The sequence below is a fragment of the Butyrivibrio sp. CB08 genome (assembly GCF_003625485.1).
Lineage (GTDB): Bacteria > Bacillota > Clostridia > Lachnospirales > Lachnospiraceae > Butyrivibrio.
This window is the reverse complement of the sequence record NZ_RAIR01000002.1, coordinates 167,023-185,346: the sequence shown is the minus strand read 5'-3', so window position 1 is coordinate 185,346 and position 18,324 is coordinate 167,023. Positions and strand designations below refer to the sequence as shown.

Annotated in this window: 19 protein-coding genes; 18 read left to right on the top strand and 1 reads right to left on the bottom strand. The window is 39.3% G+C overall.

The window, feature by feature from the left end:
* Nucleotides 1-270: 270 nt before the first annotated feature.
* From D6855_RS04410 to D6855_RS04345, 14 genes are all read left to right on the top strand, one after another.
* Nucleotides 271-1,245 (top strand): hypothetical protein, encoded by a 975-nt coding sequence (locus tag D6855_RS04410; RefSeq protein ID WP_120738469.1) that lies wholly within the window; start codon nucleotides 271-273, stop codon nucleotides 1,243-1,245.
* Nucleotides 1,246-1,516: 271 nt separating this feature from the next.
* Complete coding sequence (locus D6855_RS04405) at nucleotides 1,517-2,281, top strand: LytR/AlgR family response regulator transcription factor (protein ID WP_120738467.1); 765 nt, start codon at nucleotides 1,517-1,519, stop codon at nucleotides 2,279-2,281.
* Nucleotides 2,282-2,306: 25 nt separating this feature from the next.
* Entirely contained in the window at nucleotides 2,307-3,740 is a 1,434-nt protein-coding gene (locus D6855_RS04400) for a sensor histidine kinase (RefSeq protein WP_120738465.1), read from the top strand.
* Nucleotides 3,741-3,820: 80 nt separating this feature from the next.
* Nucleotides 3,821-4,582 (top strand): hypothetical protein, encoded by a 762-nt coding sequence (locus tag D6855_RS04395; RefSeq protein ID WP_120738463.1) that lies wholly within the window; start codon nucleotides 3,821-3,823, stop codon nucleotides 4,580-4,582.
* Nucleotides 4,583-4,616: 34 nt separating this feature from the next.
* Nucleotides 4,617-5,597 carry a hypothetical protein gene (locus D6855_RS04390; RefSeq protein WP_120738461.1) on the top strand — a complete coding sequence of 327 codons (981 nt, stop codon included), beginning with the start codon at nucleotides 4,617-4,619 and terminating at the stop codon, nucleotides 5,595-5,597.
* Nucleotides 5,598-5,758: 161 nt separating this feature from the next.
* A complete protein-coding gene (locus D6855_RS04385) occupies nucleotides 5,759-6,469 on the top strand; it encodes a LytR/AlgR family response regulator transcription factor (RefSeq protein WP_120738459.1) in 711 nt (236 codons plus the stop codon).
* Nucleotides 6,466-7,743 carry a sensor histidine kinase gene (locus D6855_RS04380; protein ID WP_120738457.1) on the top strand — a complete coding sequence of 426 codons (1,278 nt, stop codon included), beginning with the start codon at nucleotides 6,466-6,468 and terminating at the stop codon, nucleotides 7,741-7,743. Before D6855_RS04385 ends, D6855_RS04380 begins: the two co-directional genes overlap by 4 nt.
* A 40-nt stretch (nucleotides 7,744-7,783) precedes the next feature.
* Nucleotides 7,784-8,395 (top strand): HD-GYP domain-containing protein, encoded by a 612-nt coding sequence (locus tag D6855_RS04375; RefSeq protein WP_120738455.1) that lies wholly within the window; start codon nucleotides 7,784-7,786, stop codon nucleotides 8,393-8,395.
* A 158-nt stretch (nucleotides 8,396-8,553) separates the two neighbouring features.
* Nucleotides 8,554-9,180 (top strand): hypothetical protein, encoded by a 627-nt coding sequence (locus tag D6855_RS04370; RefSeq protein WP_120738453.1) that lies wholly within the window; start codon nucleotides 8,554-8,556, stop codon nucleotides 9,178-9,180.
* Nucleotides 9,181-9,350: 170 nt separating this feature from the next.
* Nucleotides 9,351-9,968 (top strand): hypothetical protein, encoded by a 618-nt coding sequence (locus D6855_RS04365; protein WP_120738451.1) that lies wholly within the window; start codon nucleotides 9,351-9,353, stop codon nucleotides 9,966-9,968.
* 106 nt (nucleotides 9,969-10,074) lie between these two features.
* Nucleotides 10,075-11,880, top strand: a complete 1,806-nt coding sequence (locus D6855_RS04360; RefSeq protein WP_120738449.1) for a hypothetical protein — start codon at nucleotides 10,075-10,077, stop codon at nucleotides 11,878-11,880.
* A gap of 40 nt (nucleotides 11,881-11,920) precedes the next feature.
* The gene (locus tag D6855_RS04355) at nucleotides 11,921-12,766 is read left to right on the top strand and encodes a hypothetical protein (protein ID WP_120738447.1); all 846 of its coding nucleotides are present in this window, start codon (nucleotides 11,921-11,923) and stop codon (nucleotides 12,764-12,766) included.
* A gap of 57 nt (nucleotides 12,767-12,823) precedes the next feature.
* On the top strand, nucleotides 12,824-13,861 hold the full coding sequence (locus D6855_RS04350; protein ID WP_120738445.1) for a hypothetical protein: 1,038 nt from the start codon (nucleotides 12,824-12,826) through the stop codon (nucleotides 13,859-13,861).
* Nucleotides 13,862-14,016: 155 nt separating this feature from the next.
* Nucleotides 14,017-14,199 carry a cysteine-rich KTR domain-containing protein gene (locus tag D6855_RS04345; protein ID WP_120738443.1) on the top strand — a complete coding sequence of 61 codons (183 nt, stop codon included), beginning with the start codon at nucleotides 14,017-14,019 and terminating at the stop codon, nucleotides 14,197-14,199.
* Between the two features lie 45 nt (nucleotides 14,200-14,244).
* On the opposite strand, the gene D6855_RS04340 is transcribed toward D6855_RS04345, so the two are convergent.
* Entirely contained in the window at nucleotides 14,245-14,619 is a 375-nt protein-coding gene (locus tag D6855_RS04340; protein WP_120738441.1) for a helix-turn-helix domain-containing protein, read from the bottom strand.
* A gap of 183 nt (nucleotides 14,620-14,802) precedes the next feature.
* Between D6855_RS04340 and D6855_RS04335 the strand changes: the two genes are divergently transcribed.
* From D6855_RS04335 to D6855_RS04315, 4 genes are all read left to right on the top strand, one after another.
* The gene (locus D6855_RS04335) at nucleotides 14,803-14,994 is read left to right on the top strand and encodes a hypothetical protein (RefSeq protein WP_120738439.1); all 192 of its coding nucleotides are present in this window, start codon (nucleotides 14,803-14,805) and stop codon (nucleotides 14,992-14,994) included.
* A gap of 341 nt (nucleotides 14,995-15,335) precedes the next feature.
* A complete protein-coding gene (locus D6855_RS04330) occupies nucleotides 15,336-15,863 on the top strand; it encodes an RNA polymerase sigma factor (protein WP_120738437.1) in 528 nt (175 codons plus the stop codon).
* Nucleotides 15,864-16,329: 466 nt separating this feature from the next.
* Nucleotides 16,330-16,785, top strand: a complete 456-nt coding sequence (locus D6855_RS04325; RefSeq protein WP_120738435.1) for a type II toxin-antitoxin system PemK/MazF family toxin — start codon at nucleotides 16,330-16,332, stop codon at nucleotides 16,783-16,785.
* Between the two features lie 158 nt (nucleotides 16,786-16,943).
* Entirely contained in the window at nucleotides 16,944-18,053 is a 1,110-nt protein-coding gene (locus D6855_RS04315) for a tyrosine-type recombinase/integrase (RefSeq protein WP_120738431.1), read from the top strand.
* Nucleotides 18,054-18,324 lie beyond the last annotated feature (271 nt).

Here is an 18,324-nt window from a genome sequence, read left to right as displayed (position 1 = left end):
ATGGGAGGTGGCAGCGGAAGTTCTTTGGCAACAACACTTTCAGTCCCCCAGAGTATAAGAGTTTCTGTTCCTGCGCCACAGATGACAAGTGCTTCGTCGATAGACATATAGGCATAGATAACATTCATGCATTATGACCGTCTATTTGTGACGTTTCTATAAACAAAACAATACTTTTTCCGATAATAATATCAGCAAAGGATTTGCCGGATATCAATGGATTGAAAAATTCATGGATGTTCGGCATTTGTTATTATCGGAGGTCATTAAATGATTGTTCACAACAGAGGTATTCCCTATTCAGGTACATATTCAGCTTTAAGAAGTGAAAGAAAAAGTGGTGGTTTTCCATATTCATACAAGGTTTCTGGATATGGTAATACATCGAACAAAGGTAGTCTTTTTGAATTTGCTTCAGTGACGATTACTGAGCATATGCTGGTTGACAAGTATGGAACAGCCATAACAAACGGACCAAGTATCAGAAAGAGAACTGCAGGATGCAAAGAAGCGGCTGAGTGGTCAGGTAGTGATGAGTTTGCTGTCAAAAACACATCCCTTCCGTCTGTATATGAACAATTAAAAGATAATAAGCAATATTATTATCATGGAAGAAATGTGACTGATTATGAATTATTACAGATAGCTGTATCAGCGGGGAAAGTGACAGTGACAGACGATGATAGCCCTAAGGAAGCATACAGAAAGGTTAATGATGCATTTGAAGTTTTGGTTAAACAGGAAGCAATGCCCAAGTACCCTGGCTCTTCAACCATGTATTCCGAAGATGGTAAATATACATTTACTACTGATGAATCAGGACGAGTACGGATGAATCTAATCCAGGACTATGAGGTGGGAGCGTCACTTGAAGACATATCTAATTGGATAATGAGTGGTACACCAAACAGGAATATTGAGACCCGATATTTGGACTATTTAAGACGAGTAGATCCTGATCTGTATAACAGAGCTCAGGAGATTGGAAAAGAAGTAAGGATAAACGGGCTTATGGAAGATCTTCATGAACAGGGAATTCTGAGTGATAAACAGAGTTACTATGATATGGGACTTCTGGGAATGATGTTTGGCAGAACATCAGAAAGCATGAGATGTCTCTTGGGTGAATGTAAGAAGAGTGGTAATTATCTTACTCTTCTAATGATATATGAAGATGAAGGAAGTAATTCCTTGCGTGCATTACGTGAAAGACAACTGGATGAAACAAGCGGTGGTCTTATCTGACAATAGCTGATTGATTTGTTCGGCATAAACAATAGTTGAACTCGATATATAAAATACAGAGCATGGAGGGTAGAAAACATGGTGGTAACAGTGATGAGTTGGAGGCAATTTAATTCTTGACCATTCATGACAAAAAAATGTCCATTCATTACATCCTTGTGTAAACGATAATTTCTATGATGTTATGATAAATATGGTGCTAAAGTCAAAAGTGCTTACATGGGGCTCCATGCTAAGCATTTTTGGTTGTGGATAAAAGAGGTGTCTGTAAATGGAAAAATACCATTTTGCTGTGTGTGACGATGAAAAAGCTGTAAGGGATCTGCTTCATGGATGGCTGTCAGATAGTCCATACAAAGCACAGATAAGTGATTATTCATCAGGGGAAGAACTCATAAAGGATATTGATACCGGGACAAGGATAGATGTTCTTTTCCTTGATATTGCCATGGGAGCGAGTGACGGTATAGAGATTGCTAAAAAACTTGTAACCAGAATAGAGAATAATGGCAAAAGCATGCGTGCATCCAGGCCGCTTATCATATATGTTACAGGGATTCCAGACAGAATGGGTGATGCTTTTGGGGTAAAAGCGTATGGTTATTTGTTAAAGCCTGTTTCAAGACCTTCTTTTGATGGTGAACTTCACAGGGCTGTGGAGGAACTTAAAAAGCTGGATGCACAGCTCGTCTGTGAGACTTCTTATGCAGATATGTCAGATGCGTTTATAGCATTACAATCCGGTAAAGGAATCGTCAATGTTAAGCATAAGGATATTCTTTACGTGGAAAGCTCTGGAAGGAAAGCCATTGTTCATTTGAACGAAAAGAAATATGAGGTTTATAAGCAGATGGCCGAATTTGAAGAGGCGCTTGGAAAAGACTTTTTCAGGATTCACAGAGGATACCTTGTAAACCTCAGTCATGTGGTTGGTTATTCCAGGACAGAGGTTCAGGTAGATAACGGCGAACTATTGATTATTTCCAAGTATAAGTATTCTGATTTTATCAGGGCATATATGGATTTCATATCATAGATTTAGAGGGGGAGCTAGACTTTTTATGTCAGAGGAACTATTTTTGCTGTTTCAGGATGGCTATGGATATGCCATGATCATAGTGAGAGGCATTTTTCTGGGATTGCTGATAAAAACCTTTTTTGCTCAATCGGTTTTAGATAATAAAAAAAATATCATTCTGTCGGCGGTAGTGACTGTAGAAGGCGTGGTTCTGTTTTCGCTGCCGGTATCAACAAGAGGGGTATGGACATATATAAGTCTTATCACAGTTCTTGCAGTTTTCTTTTTCTATAACAGACAATATATGCCACATATCGCATTTGTGCTGCTGCTCTGGACAAATGTCTATTATGTATGGTTTCTGATGAATACAGTAACCAATGATATCTTGGGAGATCTGATCATAGAGACTCTGGATTATTCAGCGGAAAATGCCATGGAACAGATGTATGGCAGGATGTCGATTCTGTTTGCTATAGCTATCCTATTTCTATGTGTTTATTTCATGGTTTCGCACTTTATCATTAAGGTGATATGCAAAAAGAAGTATGATATGAGCCTGACGGAAGCTTTGTATCTGTCGGTTTATTCTGTGATTTCGTATTTTATAGTATACATGATAGCTGAGGTAATGATTGTTCCTTTGGAAAACGAGGTGTTCGTGTTGTTTGAGGAGAAAAAGGATATCAAATGGATGTTGCCGGTTCTTGCAATCCTTATCTTTGCCGGTGAAATGTCAGCCATTGCGACCTGGCAGAGGTACAGGAGACTTAAGGAAGAAGAGTTGATATTGCAGGAACAGCTTCATGAGCAGGAGTTTATCAAAAAGAAAATAGAATATACCGAAAAATACCATGATCAGATCAGGACTCTTCGCCATGATATGGCAGGTAAGTTTATGATAATAAAGAGCTTCCTTGAAGCAGGAAGACTTGAGGATGCAAAGCAGTTCCTGGGGGAAATGGATATTGAGCTTAATTCCGGTGGCTTTAAATATTCAACTGGAAATCCGGTAACTGATGTGGTGATAAATGAAGCTACTGCATCTTGTGAGAAGTTAGATTGCCGATTTGACTGCGACTTTTCATTCCCTGATGATAACGAAATCAGTGCTCTTGATATGGGAATTATTCTGAATAATCTCTTGGATAATGCTCTTGAAGCGGTTTCTGAGGTTCGGGTTGGAAACCGGTATATTAAACTGACCGGAAGAGTAAAAGATAACTTCTATCTTATAAATATCGAAAATGCTTATGATGGAATTGTCAAAAGAGATTCTGAAAACAGTATAGTCAGCAGAAAAAAACTTGGGGCAGAAGATGAACTGCATGGAATTGGCCTTAAGAGTGTACAGAACATAGCTGAGAAGTATCTTGGAGCAGTGGAGATTAAGACGGAAAACAATGTCTTTGAAGTAAAGATAATGTTACAAAATACAGATAATAACTATTCATTACATAAATATGTCCGTTCGTGACAAAGCTATTTAAACGCCTCTTTTTATGGACGATACTTGAATTGAAACAAAATGTACGTCCATAGAAGGAGGTGTTTTTTATGAACTTTGGGCAAAACTATTTTGATGTCCTGACAAGCAGGTTTGGCGGAGCCTCCAATATCTGGAACAGACAGGGAACGTCTAATGTTAACAGCAGAAACAGAACCACAGGAACACGTGGTACGTCACGAACGACCGGACTTGGAAACAATAACAGTTATTTTGGACTCAGTGCTAATACCATCAAGGCCATGAACAATGCCTATAACACGACATACAACAGAAATTATATGTCAGATCAGTCCGTAGCCGATGGAGCAGTGAAAGTAGAGAATGCTGGACGAAAGCTCTCATATGGTGAACTTTATGAGGAAAAGAACACGGATCAGCTCCTTAAGACGGTAAAGAACTTTGTGGAAGGATATAACGAAGTAAATAACAATGCCAGAAATACCACAAGTACAACAGTAAGAAACCGTGCCGGATGGATGAGGGAAGATGCCCTTAACAATGTATCTGATCTAAGAAAAATCGGAATTGGATTTAATAGTAAGACTGGGGAATTATCTGTTGATGAGGATGTTCTTAAGGGAGCAGACAAAGAGACTGTTAAGAAGACTCTTGGAAATACAGGATCTTTTGGACAGAGAATGCGTAATAATGCTTCTTTGACATCGCAGGCAGCCGTTACAGCCACAAGGTATAACGCTGCAACAAGCGGTATTTATGGATCAAATGGAAGATACGGAACAAACAGTTTCTTGGGAGGATATGGAGGATATGCTTCGATGCTTTCATCCATGTTCTCAAGCTGGTTCTGATCTTAGCAGGCAGGCGCAGACGAGGTAAAAACATATGAAGATAGCAAATAGTGATGTGTATTCAAATGCAAACTACAGCTATCAAAAGGATTTGGCAGCAACCGGCGCAGGGACTAGCGGATTTTTTGCAGGCATTGTAGAAAAGCATATAGAAAAAGAAAAGACGGATTATACAGCATCCGGAAAAGTACAGACAGAGGATGGCAGAGAGATCAATGTCGATGTAGATGTGAGCATGGCGAGGAAGAAAGAGCATGAAACCTTTATTGCAATGTCATCACCTCTGGATAACCTTTTTGATCCGCTGATCATCAATACCAATGCCCAGACATCCGGGCTTAGTGATAAGAAATTTAAATTCGACCTGGATGCAGATGGCAAGGAGGATGAAATCTCCATGACGAAGGCGGGAAGCGGATTCCTGGCACTTGATAAAAATGGAGATGGCAAGATAAATGATGGCAATGAACTCTTTGGAGTTAAGAGCGGTGACGGTTTTTCTGATCTGGCTGAATATGACAGCGATGGCAACGGCTGGATTGATGAAAACGATGAGGTTTTTGAGAAGCTTAAGGTATGGACCAGAACAGAAGATGGGAAGGATGAGCTTAAGAGCCTAAAAGACTCTGGGGTAGGTGCAATTTTCCTGGGATCGGAAGATACGGAGTTTACCCTTGAAGGTGAGGATGGCGTTCTGGATGGGAAGGTTCGTAAAACAGGCATTTTCCTGAAAGAAGATGGCACAGCCGGAACCATCCAGCACGTTGACCTCGCCATTAAGGGGCGTGAATCTGAACTTATGAGTGCAGCAGAAAAGCTTGATGAAGTTTTGGAAAAGATGCGAAGCGAAAACTCCCAGAGGAGGCGGAGCAATAATAATGATAATGCTGCAAGACGCAGAGCCAGGGCTGCTAGGCAGAAAAAGCAACTCGAAGATTACCAGAAAAGACAGGATCTGAACAAGGAACTCACTGAAAAGGCTATAGAGCATAGGAAAATGTTATATGGCACATAAGCTTTGGAAATCGTCAAGGCATTCCACCAAAGGAGTGCCTTCTTGATTTTTAATGTATTACCGCCGATTTATGCCATTTTGAAGTCGATTCATGCTGCCATGTTTTTATATTCATAAAATATCCGATATCATTATTAGTAGAACTTGAAAGAAGGTGTTTTATGAACATTTCAATATGTGATGATGATATAAGGGATATAGAAAGACTGGAGAAGCTAATTGAAGAATATGATAAAAAGACAGGAATTGGCATTTCTTTTTCCGAGTATAAATCGGGATCTGAGCTGATTCACTCGCTAAAAACAGATTCCGACACAGATGCCATTTTCCTTGATATTAACATGGAAGGAATGGATGGACTTGCTGTAGCAAAGGAAATCCGAATGGATATGGAAGATGTTCCGATAATCCTTGTTACTGCATACATGAATTATGCTCTTGATGGTTATAAAGTAAGAGCAAGTCGGTTCCTAATAAAAGACGATTTGGATAAGACTATCTTTGAGTGCATGGACCATATTTGCAGTGACAAGCACAGAAGATCCAGTAAGATAATGTTTTCATGTGTGGGTGGGGATGTCTGCCTGAAAGCAGCGGACATTTTACTGGTAGAAACTGCAGGGCATAAGAATATTATCCATTTGAGTAATCAGACCTACCAGATATATAAGAAGCTGGATGATATGGAGGAACAGCTTAAACCGCACGGATTTCTCCGTATTCATAACAGTTTTCTTGTAAACATGGATCACGTTAGAAGCATTAATAACTATGTTCTGACTTTGGATGACGGCAGGGAGTTACCTGTTCCGCGGGGGAGATATAAAGAAGTTAGAAGAGCTTTTGCTCTCTACGCGGGGGATCGGATATGATGGCATGGTTTCTCTTTTTTGCTTCAAGCGCGATTGAAATGATCTTAAGCATGTGGCTTTTTGATATATTTCTTGACCATAAATGGAATTCTGTCAGGAGATATGTTTTAGGGGTGTCATTGTATATAGCAATGTGCGGAAACGCGCTTTTGGTTGAGTCTTTTTCCACTAATATAGCATTGAAATTACTGATACTGTTGAATATTTTTGTGGTATTTCTGAAGGTGTTTTACAAATCAAGCGTTATAACAGCTATATTTGTTGCAAGCATCAATACAACATTTATGGCTTTATCAGCGACAATAATGATTGGAGTACTGCAGTTTACATATGATGATAAGTATATGTGGCGTTCTGTACTTGGAATAAGCGGTGCATACACAATCATGGCAGCGATCATAAGGCTGCTAAAATGGAAAATGCCTGAGATAAAACAACTGCTAAAAAGACCTACAAATCAGCTTTTGAAATTTATATGGTTGCCATTTGCAGGTGTTATTGCCGGTTTGTATTATGGTTCTTTTTTCACACAAGCGCTTATGGGACCATTTGAAACGTTTGTTTCTGCGGTGTTGCTTATTGGAAATGTCGCAGCCTTGTTCGCGTTACAGGAACTAATGATTAAAGACGAGAAGATAAGGCTGTCTGAGGTACAAATCGAAAGTAAGCAGAATCAGCTACAGGCATTCAGGGATATGCAGTCCTTGTATGAACGACAGGGAAGAAAACTCCATGATTATAAAAAACAGCTTGGCACTGTGCAGGAATTATTAAAAAGTGGGGATGTTAGTGCAGCTGCAGAGTATGTGGAACAGCTCACCAAGAGTATTTCTGTCGAAATTGCAGAGGTAAATGTTGGCCATCCAGTGGTAAATGCAGTTTTGAACCAGCAGTATCGCATTGCCAAGGAAAAGAATATTGGAATGACGTTTGCAGTAAGCGATCTTAAGAGCATCCGAATATCTGATGAGGATATTGTAGTACTACTTGGAAATCTTCTTGAGAATGCTATTCATGAATGTGAAAAGGTAATTGCAACCGGTAGAACGGCTTCAATACAGGTTAAATTCGTTGAGAAGGATGGAAACATAATAATTATGGTTAAAAATCCTGTAGCCCAGAGAGTTGATATTATTGACAATAAGGTTCAGGGGAATAATTCGGTAGGACATGGGATTGGGCTTATCAATGTGGAACATGTAGCAAGTAAGTATGATGGCAGTTTCGCAATCTCTTGTAATGATCAGGAGTTCAGTGCGGTAGTAATGATCTGATGCAGTATTTTACGCTTTTCCTAAGGGGTAATTTTAGAAATTGAGTATTCAACAAGCGTTGGAGTGGAAGAATAGGATAGAGGATCTATATGCATACTTTGATGACAATGAAGTGCTGTGGCATAGCATGCATGTACAAAGACTTACCATGACTCTTTATACTGCTTTGCCGGAAGTATACAGATGCAAGGTTGATCCTGTGAATTTAGAGATTGCTGCCCTAATGCATGACATAGGGAAACTTGAAATACCCAGAGCCATACTATATAAACCGGCAAAACTTGATGAAGCAGAATGGGAGATAATACGCACTCATCCTGAGCTTGGGGCCAGAGCACTTGATACTATTGGGGTTCCTTCCGAGATCGCAAAATGGGTATTATACCATCATGAGAGAATTGATGGCATAGGCTACTATCATTTACAGGGAAAAGATATACCTACAGCGTCCAGAATGATAGCCATAACAGATACTTACTCTGCTATTACGATGAAGAGAGCTTATGAGGGCGAAAGAACTCACCAGGACGCAATAAGTATCATTCGGGAAGTTTCCGGAACCCAACTTGATGAAGATATAGCTGATGTTTTTGTGAGAATACCTAAGAACAGTCTGGACAGGTGCAGACCGACAACTATAGTAAATGATTAAGCATATGCGATTCATGACATTATAACGTCTATTCATGACATAAATATAAAGATTACAGGTGCTTTTTTCGATAATAGAATTGATGGAACAGCCGGATATCAATGGATTGAGACAATCCTGGATATCCGGCATTTTGTATATTGAAAGGGGAAATGGCAATGAGAATAGGAGCAGTTGATAATACATATTCTTACCAGCGGATTAATGAATCAAAGACAAATAAAGCAGAAAACTGGGATTTTAAGAATGCTATTGGAGGAAAGGGTATATCAACAATTTCCTTATCAGAAGGCCTTACACTTCACTATGATAAAACACCTACGGATGGCTCAAGGTGTCTTAGTTCGTGGGTGGATGCGCGATCAGGAGTAAATACCGTTATTTATAAGCCTGCAGATTTTGATGAGAGTGATCCTGAGTATCGGGTAGAGGTATGGGATAAAGATGGAAATAAAACAGAGCAGATGGTAAAGATTTCTGAGGTTGATCCAAGTAATGCTACCACGGCTGAAATGCATGCCTATTCTGCATATCTGTCAGATAGCGGAAAGTGTAAGAATGCTGTTGACAGTTTTTTGATGTGCAGGAGTCAGATTTATGATAAGAATCCCAGTTATGATGGCCTGGGGTCAGCTAATTTCATGGAGCTTGCGCGTGACATGATGCAGATGCAGTACACAATAGGAAATACTCAGGGATATTTGCGGTTTAAGGCGTTTTTTGATGCACTCTCAGAAAGTCGGAATTTCTTTGGAGCAAACACGAAATCATACGCATTCATGTAGATAAGGGTGTTAATAGTCCAATTATGACTATTTAGCGACTATTCATGCTGTCAATATAAGATGACCTGTGTTATTTCCGATATAAAAAGTGAAGGAACAGCCGGATATCAATGGATTGATAAGTCTAGGGGTATTCGGCATTTGTGTTTTTTAAGAGAGGCAGGAAAAATATGGTAACAAACGTACAGTATCTTAGTCAGACGAGCTTCTATCAGGGCGTTCGTATAAGCGACAGACCACCAGACAGTAATAATAAAGAATCCATTTCAGATTCTTTTGCAACAAAACTGATGGAGAAAAGTAAAGCCTATGAAAATGAGGCAGATGTCGTAGAAAACAGAATCAATTCCGACGATAATGATATCGCAGATGACCAGCAGAGTAAAAAGCCTACGTTCCATTGGTATGACGGCAAATATGGATATGATGCAGAAGTTTACAGAGATGAAGGAACAGACTCTGAGTATACGGTCAAGCTAAAGTTTAACGATGGAAGATATGAAGAGAGACACATTGATGTTGATAAAGTAGATGCATCAAGCTGTGACTTTATAGAACTATCCGTGAGGATGCAACACCTTCAGGATGAGGGCAAGCTGGATAGTAAGGATGTGATGATGAACCTTGTGGTTGCCCATCATAAGATGGAATATAGCAGACCGGATGCGGATATGAGTACAAATATCAACTTTAGGAGCTGGTACGAGCAGCAGCTTATGTTAAATATGAACAATAATGCTTCGCCAAGAGGTCTGAAAGGATTGTTGGATCTTCTTAAATGGCTTTAATACCAGGGATAGAAAATGATGAAGGAAGGTGAGGCCAGGATTAAATGTAAAGAACCTAAAAACGTAGCACCCACTCGGTCCTTTCAGGAGAGTGGAGCGGCTTTGAATGACAGATGAGCCGCAGAAAGGAACACTTATGTCAAATACCATTACAAACGGAAATTATTATTACACCCAGAGTGCGTATGTGCAGAGTGCCCACTATTATTCAAACCAGACTATTGGCAGCGGAGATTTTCAGAGTGCGGTTCTTGATAAGGATGAGGAAGCGCCGGAGCTTACTGACGCAGTAGCTAAGGAAGATACATCTGCTAAGAAGGGCTATACCCGCGTTATTACTGCAAATATCTGGAACTCCGGATTTGGTGCGACGCAGCTTGCAGATGGAAAAACGGCTTATTCCTATCAGGGAGTAATGCAGCAGTTCCAGATCAGAATAGATGTAGATGGGGACACCAGAAAGTATACCGCCACAGGTACCGATGAAAACGGAAATGAGTTTTCAAAGGAGATAGACCCTTATAACGTAGATCCAACTGACTCTGATTTTACAGAGTTTGCAGCGCTTTGCTCATACATCAGGGATACAGAAGGGCTGGCAGATGAGGCTATGGGAGCTGTGGATAGTGTTGCGCCTGATGATATTTTTGAGAAAAAGAACTATATGTCTGAGCTTGATGGTTCAATCAAAAACTATCAGCTTATGGGTGTAAGTACACTTGGAGCAGAGCAGCTTCTGTCGCATATAAACAGGCTTATGGAAGTTATGATGACATCGGGTATCGGAACCGGCATCTCACCGGACCCTGCTGCTACAGCAACAAGCTTTAATGGTGCAAAAGTCTGGGGAGATACAGGAGGTTTTGGTACATTTGGGAGCACCAGCTTTAGGTTCCAGTCAATAACCTTTGAAGGAACAAGAGAAATTGGTGGTGCTGAAAAAACAGAAAATAAACCAGAAGAGAGCGAAGAGTATCTGGGAGAACTGGAAGTAAGACCACTTCATGGAATGGGAACAATTCCGGTAGGAAATAACAACAGTTATGTCATGACTGCTTCTGAGGTCATCAAGCCTGGTTCTGATGAAAAAATAGTCAGGGTTCATGTACACGATCATGATATCGACGTGAACGTTGATGAGGTTGATCCCAAGAATGCTACGGTAATAGAGATGTTTGCATACTGTCAGTATGCTGATGCACATGGGACAGGCACATCTGATTCTTTTGGCAGCTTCCATTCCATGAAAAGCGTTATAGACCCTCTTTCAGAAAACAGTTATTCAAATTTCGAAGAGGCCATGACAAAGAAGCAGAACTGGAATAGTGCCTTGTCAGGTTCTAAGGTTTCTTTCACAAAGGAAAAGACAGGCGAGACAATTGATGCATCAGTTGTTCTAAAGATGCTTGAAGAGACCCGTAATCTCTTTTTATCACAGGGCGGAGACAGGGATCTGGGCGACCTGACTGATGAAGAATGGGAGAAGCTTCTTGGAGATACCGATAAAAACGTAGAGGAGTCAAAAGAGGCTGCTAGCAAAGCGCAGGAAAGCAGAGAGAAAGAGGCAGAAAGAGTAAAGAATATCATCGAAGAAAACTGGAAGAATGGCAAGATTCAGAAGGCTATGGATGGATACGAGTTCATAAGAATGATGGGCGAAAAGGTTGCCAGTAACCAGCAGGAGCTTAACAAAAACTGGAAGTTCACCAGAGAAAGACTGCTTGAGCAAGATCCCAATGCGGCGAGCAGATGGTACATGTACGACAATGGCAGCAAACGTTATTCTTTCGATGAGTTCTGTAACTTCATGGATAATATGTGGGCTGAGCAGCGTGCTAATGCAAGAACACCCAGAAATGATTTCCTTGACCTGGCTAACTGGGCAGTTTTACAGAAGAAAAAGAATGCTTGATAAACTACTATACTTCAATTAGGGTTAGGAGGCGATATTAGTGAGGGTACAAAGGAAACCTAATTTGAGTTTGACGCAAATGCTACTATACAAAGGTTCAAATACAACAATAGCTCGTAGTAAGGGAAACAGAACTCAACGTGATGAATATGTTCATGGACTAATATCGCCTTCTATTACCTATTCCAAAAAGTTGATGAATAAATCGAAATTATCAAGATCTGTCATGGATGCGATTAATTTCAATTACATGGACATTCATAGGAATCATGGTGAATCTGTTGATTCGATTACAGTCAATGGAAAAAAACTATTAAAAAAAGACCTTCCTTCGATTGATACTGATTGGTGTTCCCCAATTCAGGCAATTAACAACACAGTTCGGTTTGAGAATGGAAATTATTACAAGTATACGGACCGTAGCGGGTATACACATACTTTTGCCTGTGATCATGACAGGATTAATCAGCCTTATTCAGATCAGCTGGCTGGAAGACAAAATAATAATAGTTACCAGATTACTAAATTTTGGAATATGCTTTCTGGTGATGGGACATACTTGGGACTTTATTTCAGTGCAGAAGAACAGAAACAGATGCTTGGTGACGCTGGCATAAAAGAAGGATTCTTTTGCGTGGAATCAGGGTCAAGAAAACAAGAATACTATTATTCCAACGGAAATGCAGGGGTGTGTGTAAGAAAATTTGAGTATGATGCCACTTATGAAATGTACAACAAAAGGGGAAGTGCATTATTCAAAGACTATCCTGTAGGATCAAAATTCACCTTTGCTGGGCAAGAATATGAATTAAAGGAAGATAGAACAATAGATATCCCATATGGAATCGATATTTTTGATGTGCAATTCCCAAAAATGAGGACGTAAAATGAATTTATGATGCCATGAGTAATGTATGACGCAGGATGATACAGGAGAATTATTATGATTCAGAAAACGGGGCTGACAGATACATATGAATTTAGCTATTATCAGAAGAACAGTTATGAAACTGTTACTCTTAGAAAGGGAGATGACGGTGGCTTTAACAGGATTAATGAAGATGGTACAGAAACATCTTTATATAGATATGAGGCTCCCGTAGTGTCTTCAGCCCCGATTCCCTGTGAGAACTATAATGATATTAAGAGCAGAATGGCTGAAATACCGCTTTTAAGCTGGAATACGCTTTTTCATGAAACAGATGATGTAATGAAGGAATACTATTCCGGTACCAGAACTGCAGATGAAGTCGTAGAGTATGTAAAGAAAACCTGCAGCTTCAATAATGTCAGCAAAGAAAGAATATCAAAAGCGTTATCTACAATGTATGAGCATATGTCAAGAGCCAATGCCCAATATGCAGCAGAAAACAATTATCTCGAATCTGAGCAATTGTATATCAAAACCGGATTGAGGCAGGACGCCGGGGATTATTACAGTAATCTCAAGGGTAGTATGTACTATAATGCAGATTATTACTACGCTTATTCCGATATGCAGAGCATAGTAAAGAATACATTGAACGAACTGGCCGATCAGTACGGAATAAATAGACCTGACTATGACGCAATTGATAAGAGCGGTACGTTTATAGATGGAGGAATTACATACAATGGTGTATGGAATCAGAAGACAATAAATATATACAGGGGTCTGGATGACTCCGGAGTTATTGCAAATGATTTTGTACCATCAAGGTCATTTTTATTCTGCGAGGCAAGGGCTGATCTTAGGGGATACTCAAATCTTGATGAGATAAAAACTGTTGTTGAGAAATATGTCTCAAAGAACTTACGAAAAACGAATGACAGTAGTGACTCAAAACTGGTGATGGAAATACAACGGAATAGTCATTATGACAACTCGCTAAGAGAAGGAAAAGCCAGAATTCACAAATATTTGAACAGTAATGGAATTCCTTTAAAAAATCCAGATGACAGAAACTGGATAATGGATTATTTTGGAATGGCCATGTTGTAGGTTTTGTAGGTTTTGCGAGTAAAAGAAAGATGACATTCTCAATTTTGTCTTTTCATGACAAAATAACGTCCATTCATGCAACTGATATTGATAATTAAATGACAAAGTGATAAAACATAACTGTTGCGTTCCTGTCAATATATGAGTAAGAAGCAATGAATGAAGAAAAAAAGACACGATGGGTAAGATGCCCGGAATGTGATAAGAAAACCAGAATAAAAGTTTGCGAAGATACGGTGCTTATTAAGTTTCCGTTGCATTGCCAAAAATGCAAAAAGACAACTCTAATAAATGTAATCAATTTTAAAATAGAAAAAAGCTTGGAGCCGGGCACATGAAATGTGGAGAGTCTGCTTTTCCTATATGGAAGAGTAGACTCTTTTTTAATCTCTTATGTCAGACAAGTTGCTGGAATGTGCCATCTTTACGAGTTCTTTGAAAGCTGGGAAGATAAATTTGCAGTCAGCTTCTGAACAATTAGTTGTAATAAAGTTGAGTAGTTCCGATTTTGTGGGTTGCATTTCTTTAAGCTCAGGATACACAACAATATTGGAATCTAGATTAAGGGCTCTGATTATGAAGATAAAAGTAGATAACTTCAGGTCATCAACAAGATTGGGATTCTCAGCACGCTTTATGCTCATGGTTTCCAAGTTTGCGATGTCTGCGAGATCAATTTGTTTAAGATGCTGAGCTTTTCTAGCTCTTTTTACGGCTTTTGATAATGCTGTTAAATATAGTTTAATGTCCTTATTCATGCGCTATTACCTCTATGAATATTCTATGGATAATAGGCTTACTTATAAATTACAGCAATGAAACGTATAAAAATAATTACGTAACACATTAGAAACATATTTCATATACGCTACCTAGAAAATCAAAAATGTTTCGAGAAAGGAACTTTTGATTGTTGATGAAGTATAGAGGAGGAGATTGTTATGGTAGAAAAAAGAAAAATTATTGTAAGGAGAAGCAAAATATTTGTCCACTGTCCTTTCTGTGGGAAATATCTATTGACTTTAGTTTATGGTGAGGCTGAGCGAGAATGTAAAGCGTGTAATCATTATATTGTCATGATAAATGATGAGAACGGATTTAGGCTTCTTCTGGAGCGGAGATGCGCCGTGTAGGAAGATGATAGATTATTGATGTAATTGAATAAGTAATGAGTCACTGTTATAGGCGTTGGATCCGACAGAGAATCGGAAGGTTCGCAGCAGATGACAAGAGTTTGCTTAGACGGCTAAGAACGACAAAGAATCGTTGAAAGGCGGGCAAAACAGATGGGAAATACCTGTGATGGGTATTCTGTTTTGCTACGTCTTTTTATTTTGCTCTTAAGTATGTCCCCTCTGTTTGCCCTTAGGGTGTAACAGATGCACTTATTGTGCTGGGAAACTTATATAGGGAAGTACCCGTGATCTTCCGGTTTTTGAATCTATCAACTTTCAAAAATCGGAGGAAACGGAAAATGAATAGAAATGAAAATGAACAGAATAAGGAATATGAGATTATTAACCTTGGCTATGAGTATCCAGGAATGACAGGAGGCGTAAAGTGGGCGATAATTACTGATCTGTCGCAGGAAGAACTAGATTTAAAATTTAGCGAGGAGCTTTCAATATTCAAACCATATGTAATCATGACATGTGAGCAGGGCGAAGCCTTACATGAATATAGGCGCAATGAGAATAAGCATGAAATGAGGAGAATCAGGCATCATGATATCTGGGGATATACAGAGGGTGCTACAGAGTATTGCAATTCTATTTTTTCAAAAGAAGAACCGGAGGATACTGTTATTGAAATGCTTAATAGAGAAGCACTTATCAGTGCAATTGATAGGCTACCAGAGAAACAGCGCAGAAGATGTAAACTTTATTTTCTGATGGGATTATCAGAGGAAGAAATCGCATCATTAGAAGGAATCAGTCAACAGAATGTGTCGCTTTCGATCAATAGAGCACTTGTAAGGTTAAGAAAAATCATAAAGAAATAATAATAAAAGGCGGTAGATCAGCATTTTGGTCTACTGTCTTTTAATTTAAAAAAAAATAAAAAGATTAAAAAAAGTGCATGTAAAAAAATACTGTTTTGTGGCAAAAGGTGAAAGGACATTGAAAACTGAATAACCATTCATCAGGTACATTCCTGCAGCAGATAGCTTCAAAGGTACGCCTCGCGCGATATAGCCTCACTGGAAAGCCGGTAGTTCCGGCCTGGCGATGATAATTGCAGGGATAATGATACTTCCGCTCAGCCACAACTATCGTAATGGGAGCGGCCCGGCGAGATCCGCGGGGAGGTGTAGCCTATGGTGCTGTCAGCTGCAGCCGCCTGATGATTTCCCTAAATCGGGGTGTCGAGGACAAGTAGATACGTATAATTCGCTGGAACAATTACGAGGGCGTTCCTTCATATAATAAGGAGCCCTCTTTACATATGTCTGAAAGGTGGTGATGAGTATGGGAAAGGATGATATCCAGCGTGGAGAGATTTATCTTGCTAATCTAGGAGATGGAGTTGGATCTGAACAAAAAGGCATAAGACCGGTACTGATTGTTCAGAACGATAAGGGCAACAAGCATTCTCCAACAGTAACAGTATTACCAATTACAACAAAAATACACAAGAGTATGGGACTTCCAACACATGTCATCATTGACAATCTGGGAGGACTTAATGAAAAGTCAGCTGCTATGGCAGAACAAATAGTCACTATTGATAAATGTAAGCTTCTAGAAAAAATGGGAACATTGCCAAGACATTTTATGGATGACAGAATTGAAGCATCAATAGCTGCGCAGCTTGATATAAAAACAAGAAGGAGAGAAAAAAAGCATAATGACAAATCAGATGGTTATGAAACGTCTTTTATCAGAAAAGGAAGCTCAGGAGTATCTGGGGCTAAAAAGAAATAAGTGCAGAGAATACGGTGAAAAGATAAAATGCATAAGACACATCGGCAGGCGCGTTTTATATGATAGATACATCATTGATGTCGCTTTGGATGCTATGGGAGCAGAGCAGGGATAAAAGAATAATCTGAAATGTGTGCTTATGCTGAGAGGATAAGAAAATGAGCAAGAAGAAAAAATACTTATGCGACGATGGTCGATTTCAAAGATCCTTCACATTCAATGGAAAAAGAGTGTTTGTGCGTGCTAGAGATAAGGATGAATTAGAAAAAAAGATATACGAGAAAAAGCTGGAATTAGAAGAAAAGAAGGAAATGCATGATAATCCTACGATAGGCATTTTCTTTGAAAGGTGGATGGAAAACAGAAGAGGGAGTGTGACTCCGGCGACTCTGAGATCACAGCAGTGTCATTTTAATACAATAGCCAAGATTCAGATAAATGGAAAGGCATTTAAAGATTGTCGCCTTTCTGAAGTGAAAGCGGAAGATATCAGGATAATCCAAAGGACATTGGTTGAGAGAAAAATTAGAACTCAGACAGTAAATGATAAGATCAGCTTCATTTCTCACATCTTTCATGATGCCATTAGAGAGCAGTATATTAACTATAATCCATGCAGCCCGGTCAAACCGCTTAAGAAAACTGAGGTGGCTGCAAGGGAAACAATTCATAGGGCTTTGACGCCTGAAGAAACACGGCTTTTCTTTGAATATGCGCAAAACAGTTTTTACTATGATGTTTTTAGGATTGCTATTCACACTGGAATGAGAATTGGTGAGATAGGTGCTTTGAAGAATAGCGATATTTACAATGGTACGATACACGTTAATAGGACAATCACAAGGGAAGAAGATGGATCGTACTGCGTGGGTAAAGAAACAAAAACATGGAGCGGAAAAAGAACTGTTCCGCTAAATGAGAGCATTTCAGAAATAATTGCCCATCAGCGTGAGTTTAATCGTATGTTTGATGGAAATATAAGTGGCTTTGATGATTTGATATTTAAAGCACCAGAGAGAGGACTGCTTATGGCAACACCTTGTGACAGGGAAATAAAACGTATTTGTAAGAGAGCTGGCATAGAGCATTTTACATGCCATGCATTTCGCGATACTTTTGCTACAAGGGCGATTGAGCAGGGAATAGAACCTAGAACATTGCAGGAACTATTAGGACATAAGGACTATTGCATTACTATGAATTTATATGGTCATGTTATAGATGATACAAAAGAAAAGGCAATGAGCAGATTGAGAATAGTAATATGATTTATGGTTCGGCAAAAATGCTAGAAGAGCTCTTATAGAGGCCTGTTTACATCATCTTGTACAAAAGATGACAGATATGATGACAGATAGCATGAAAAGCAGTATTTATGCGGGTATGTGGATACAGTCCCATCTTCCGCACTAAACAAAACAAAAAAGGACCAACTCTTTCGAGTTGATCCTTTTTGTTCGTGCGGAAGATGGGACTTGAACCCATGTGGTACTCGTTTATGAAAAAACGTTCCCTGCGCTTCGAAATTTAGAAAAAGTT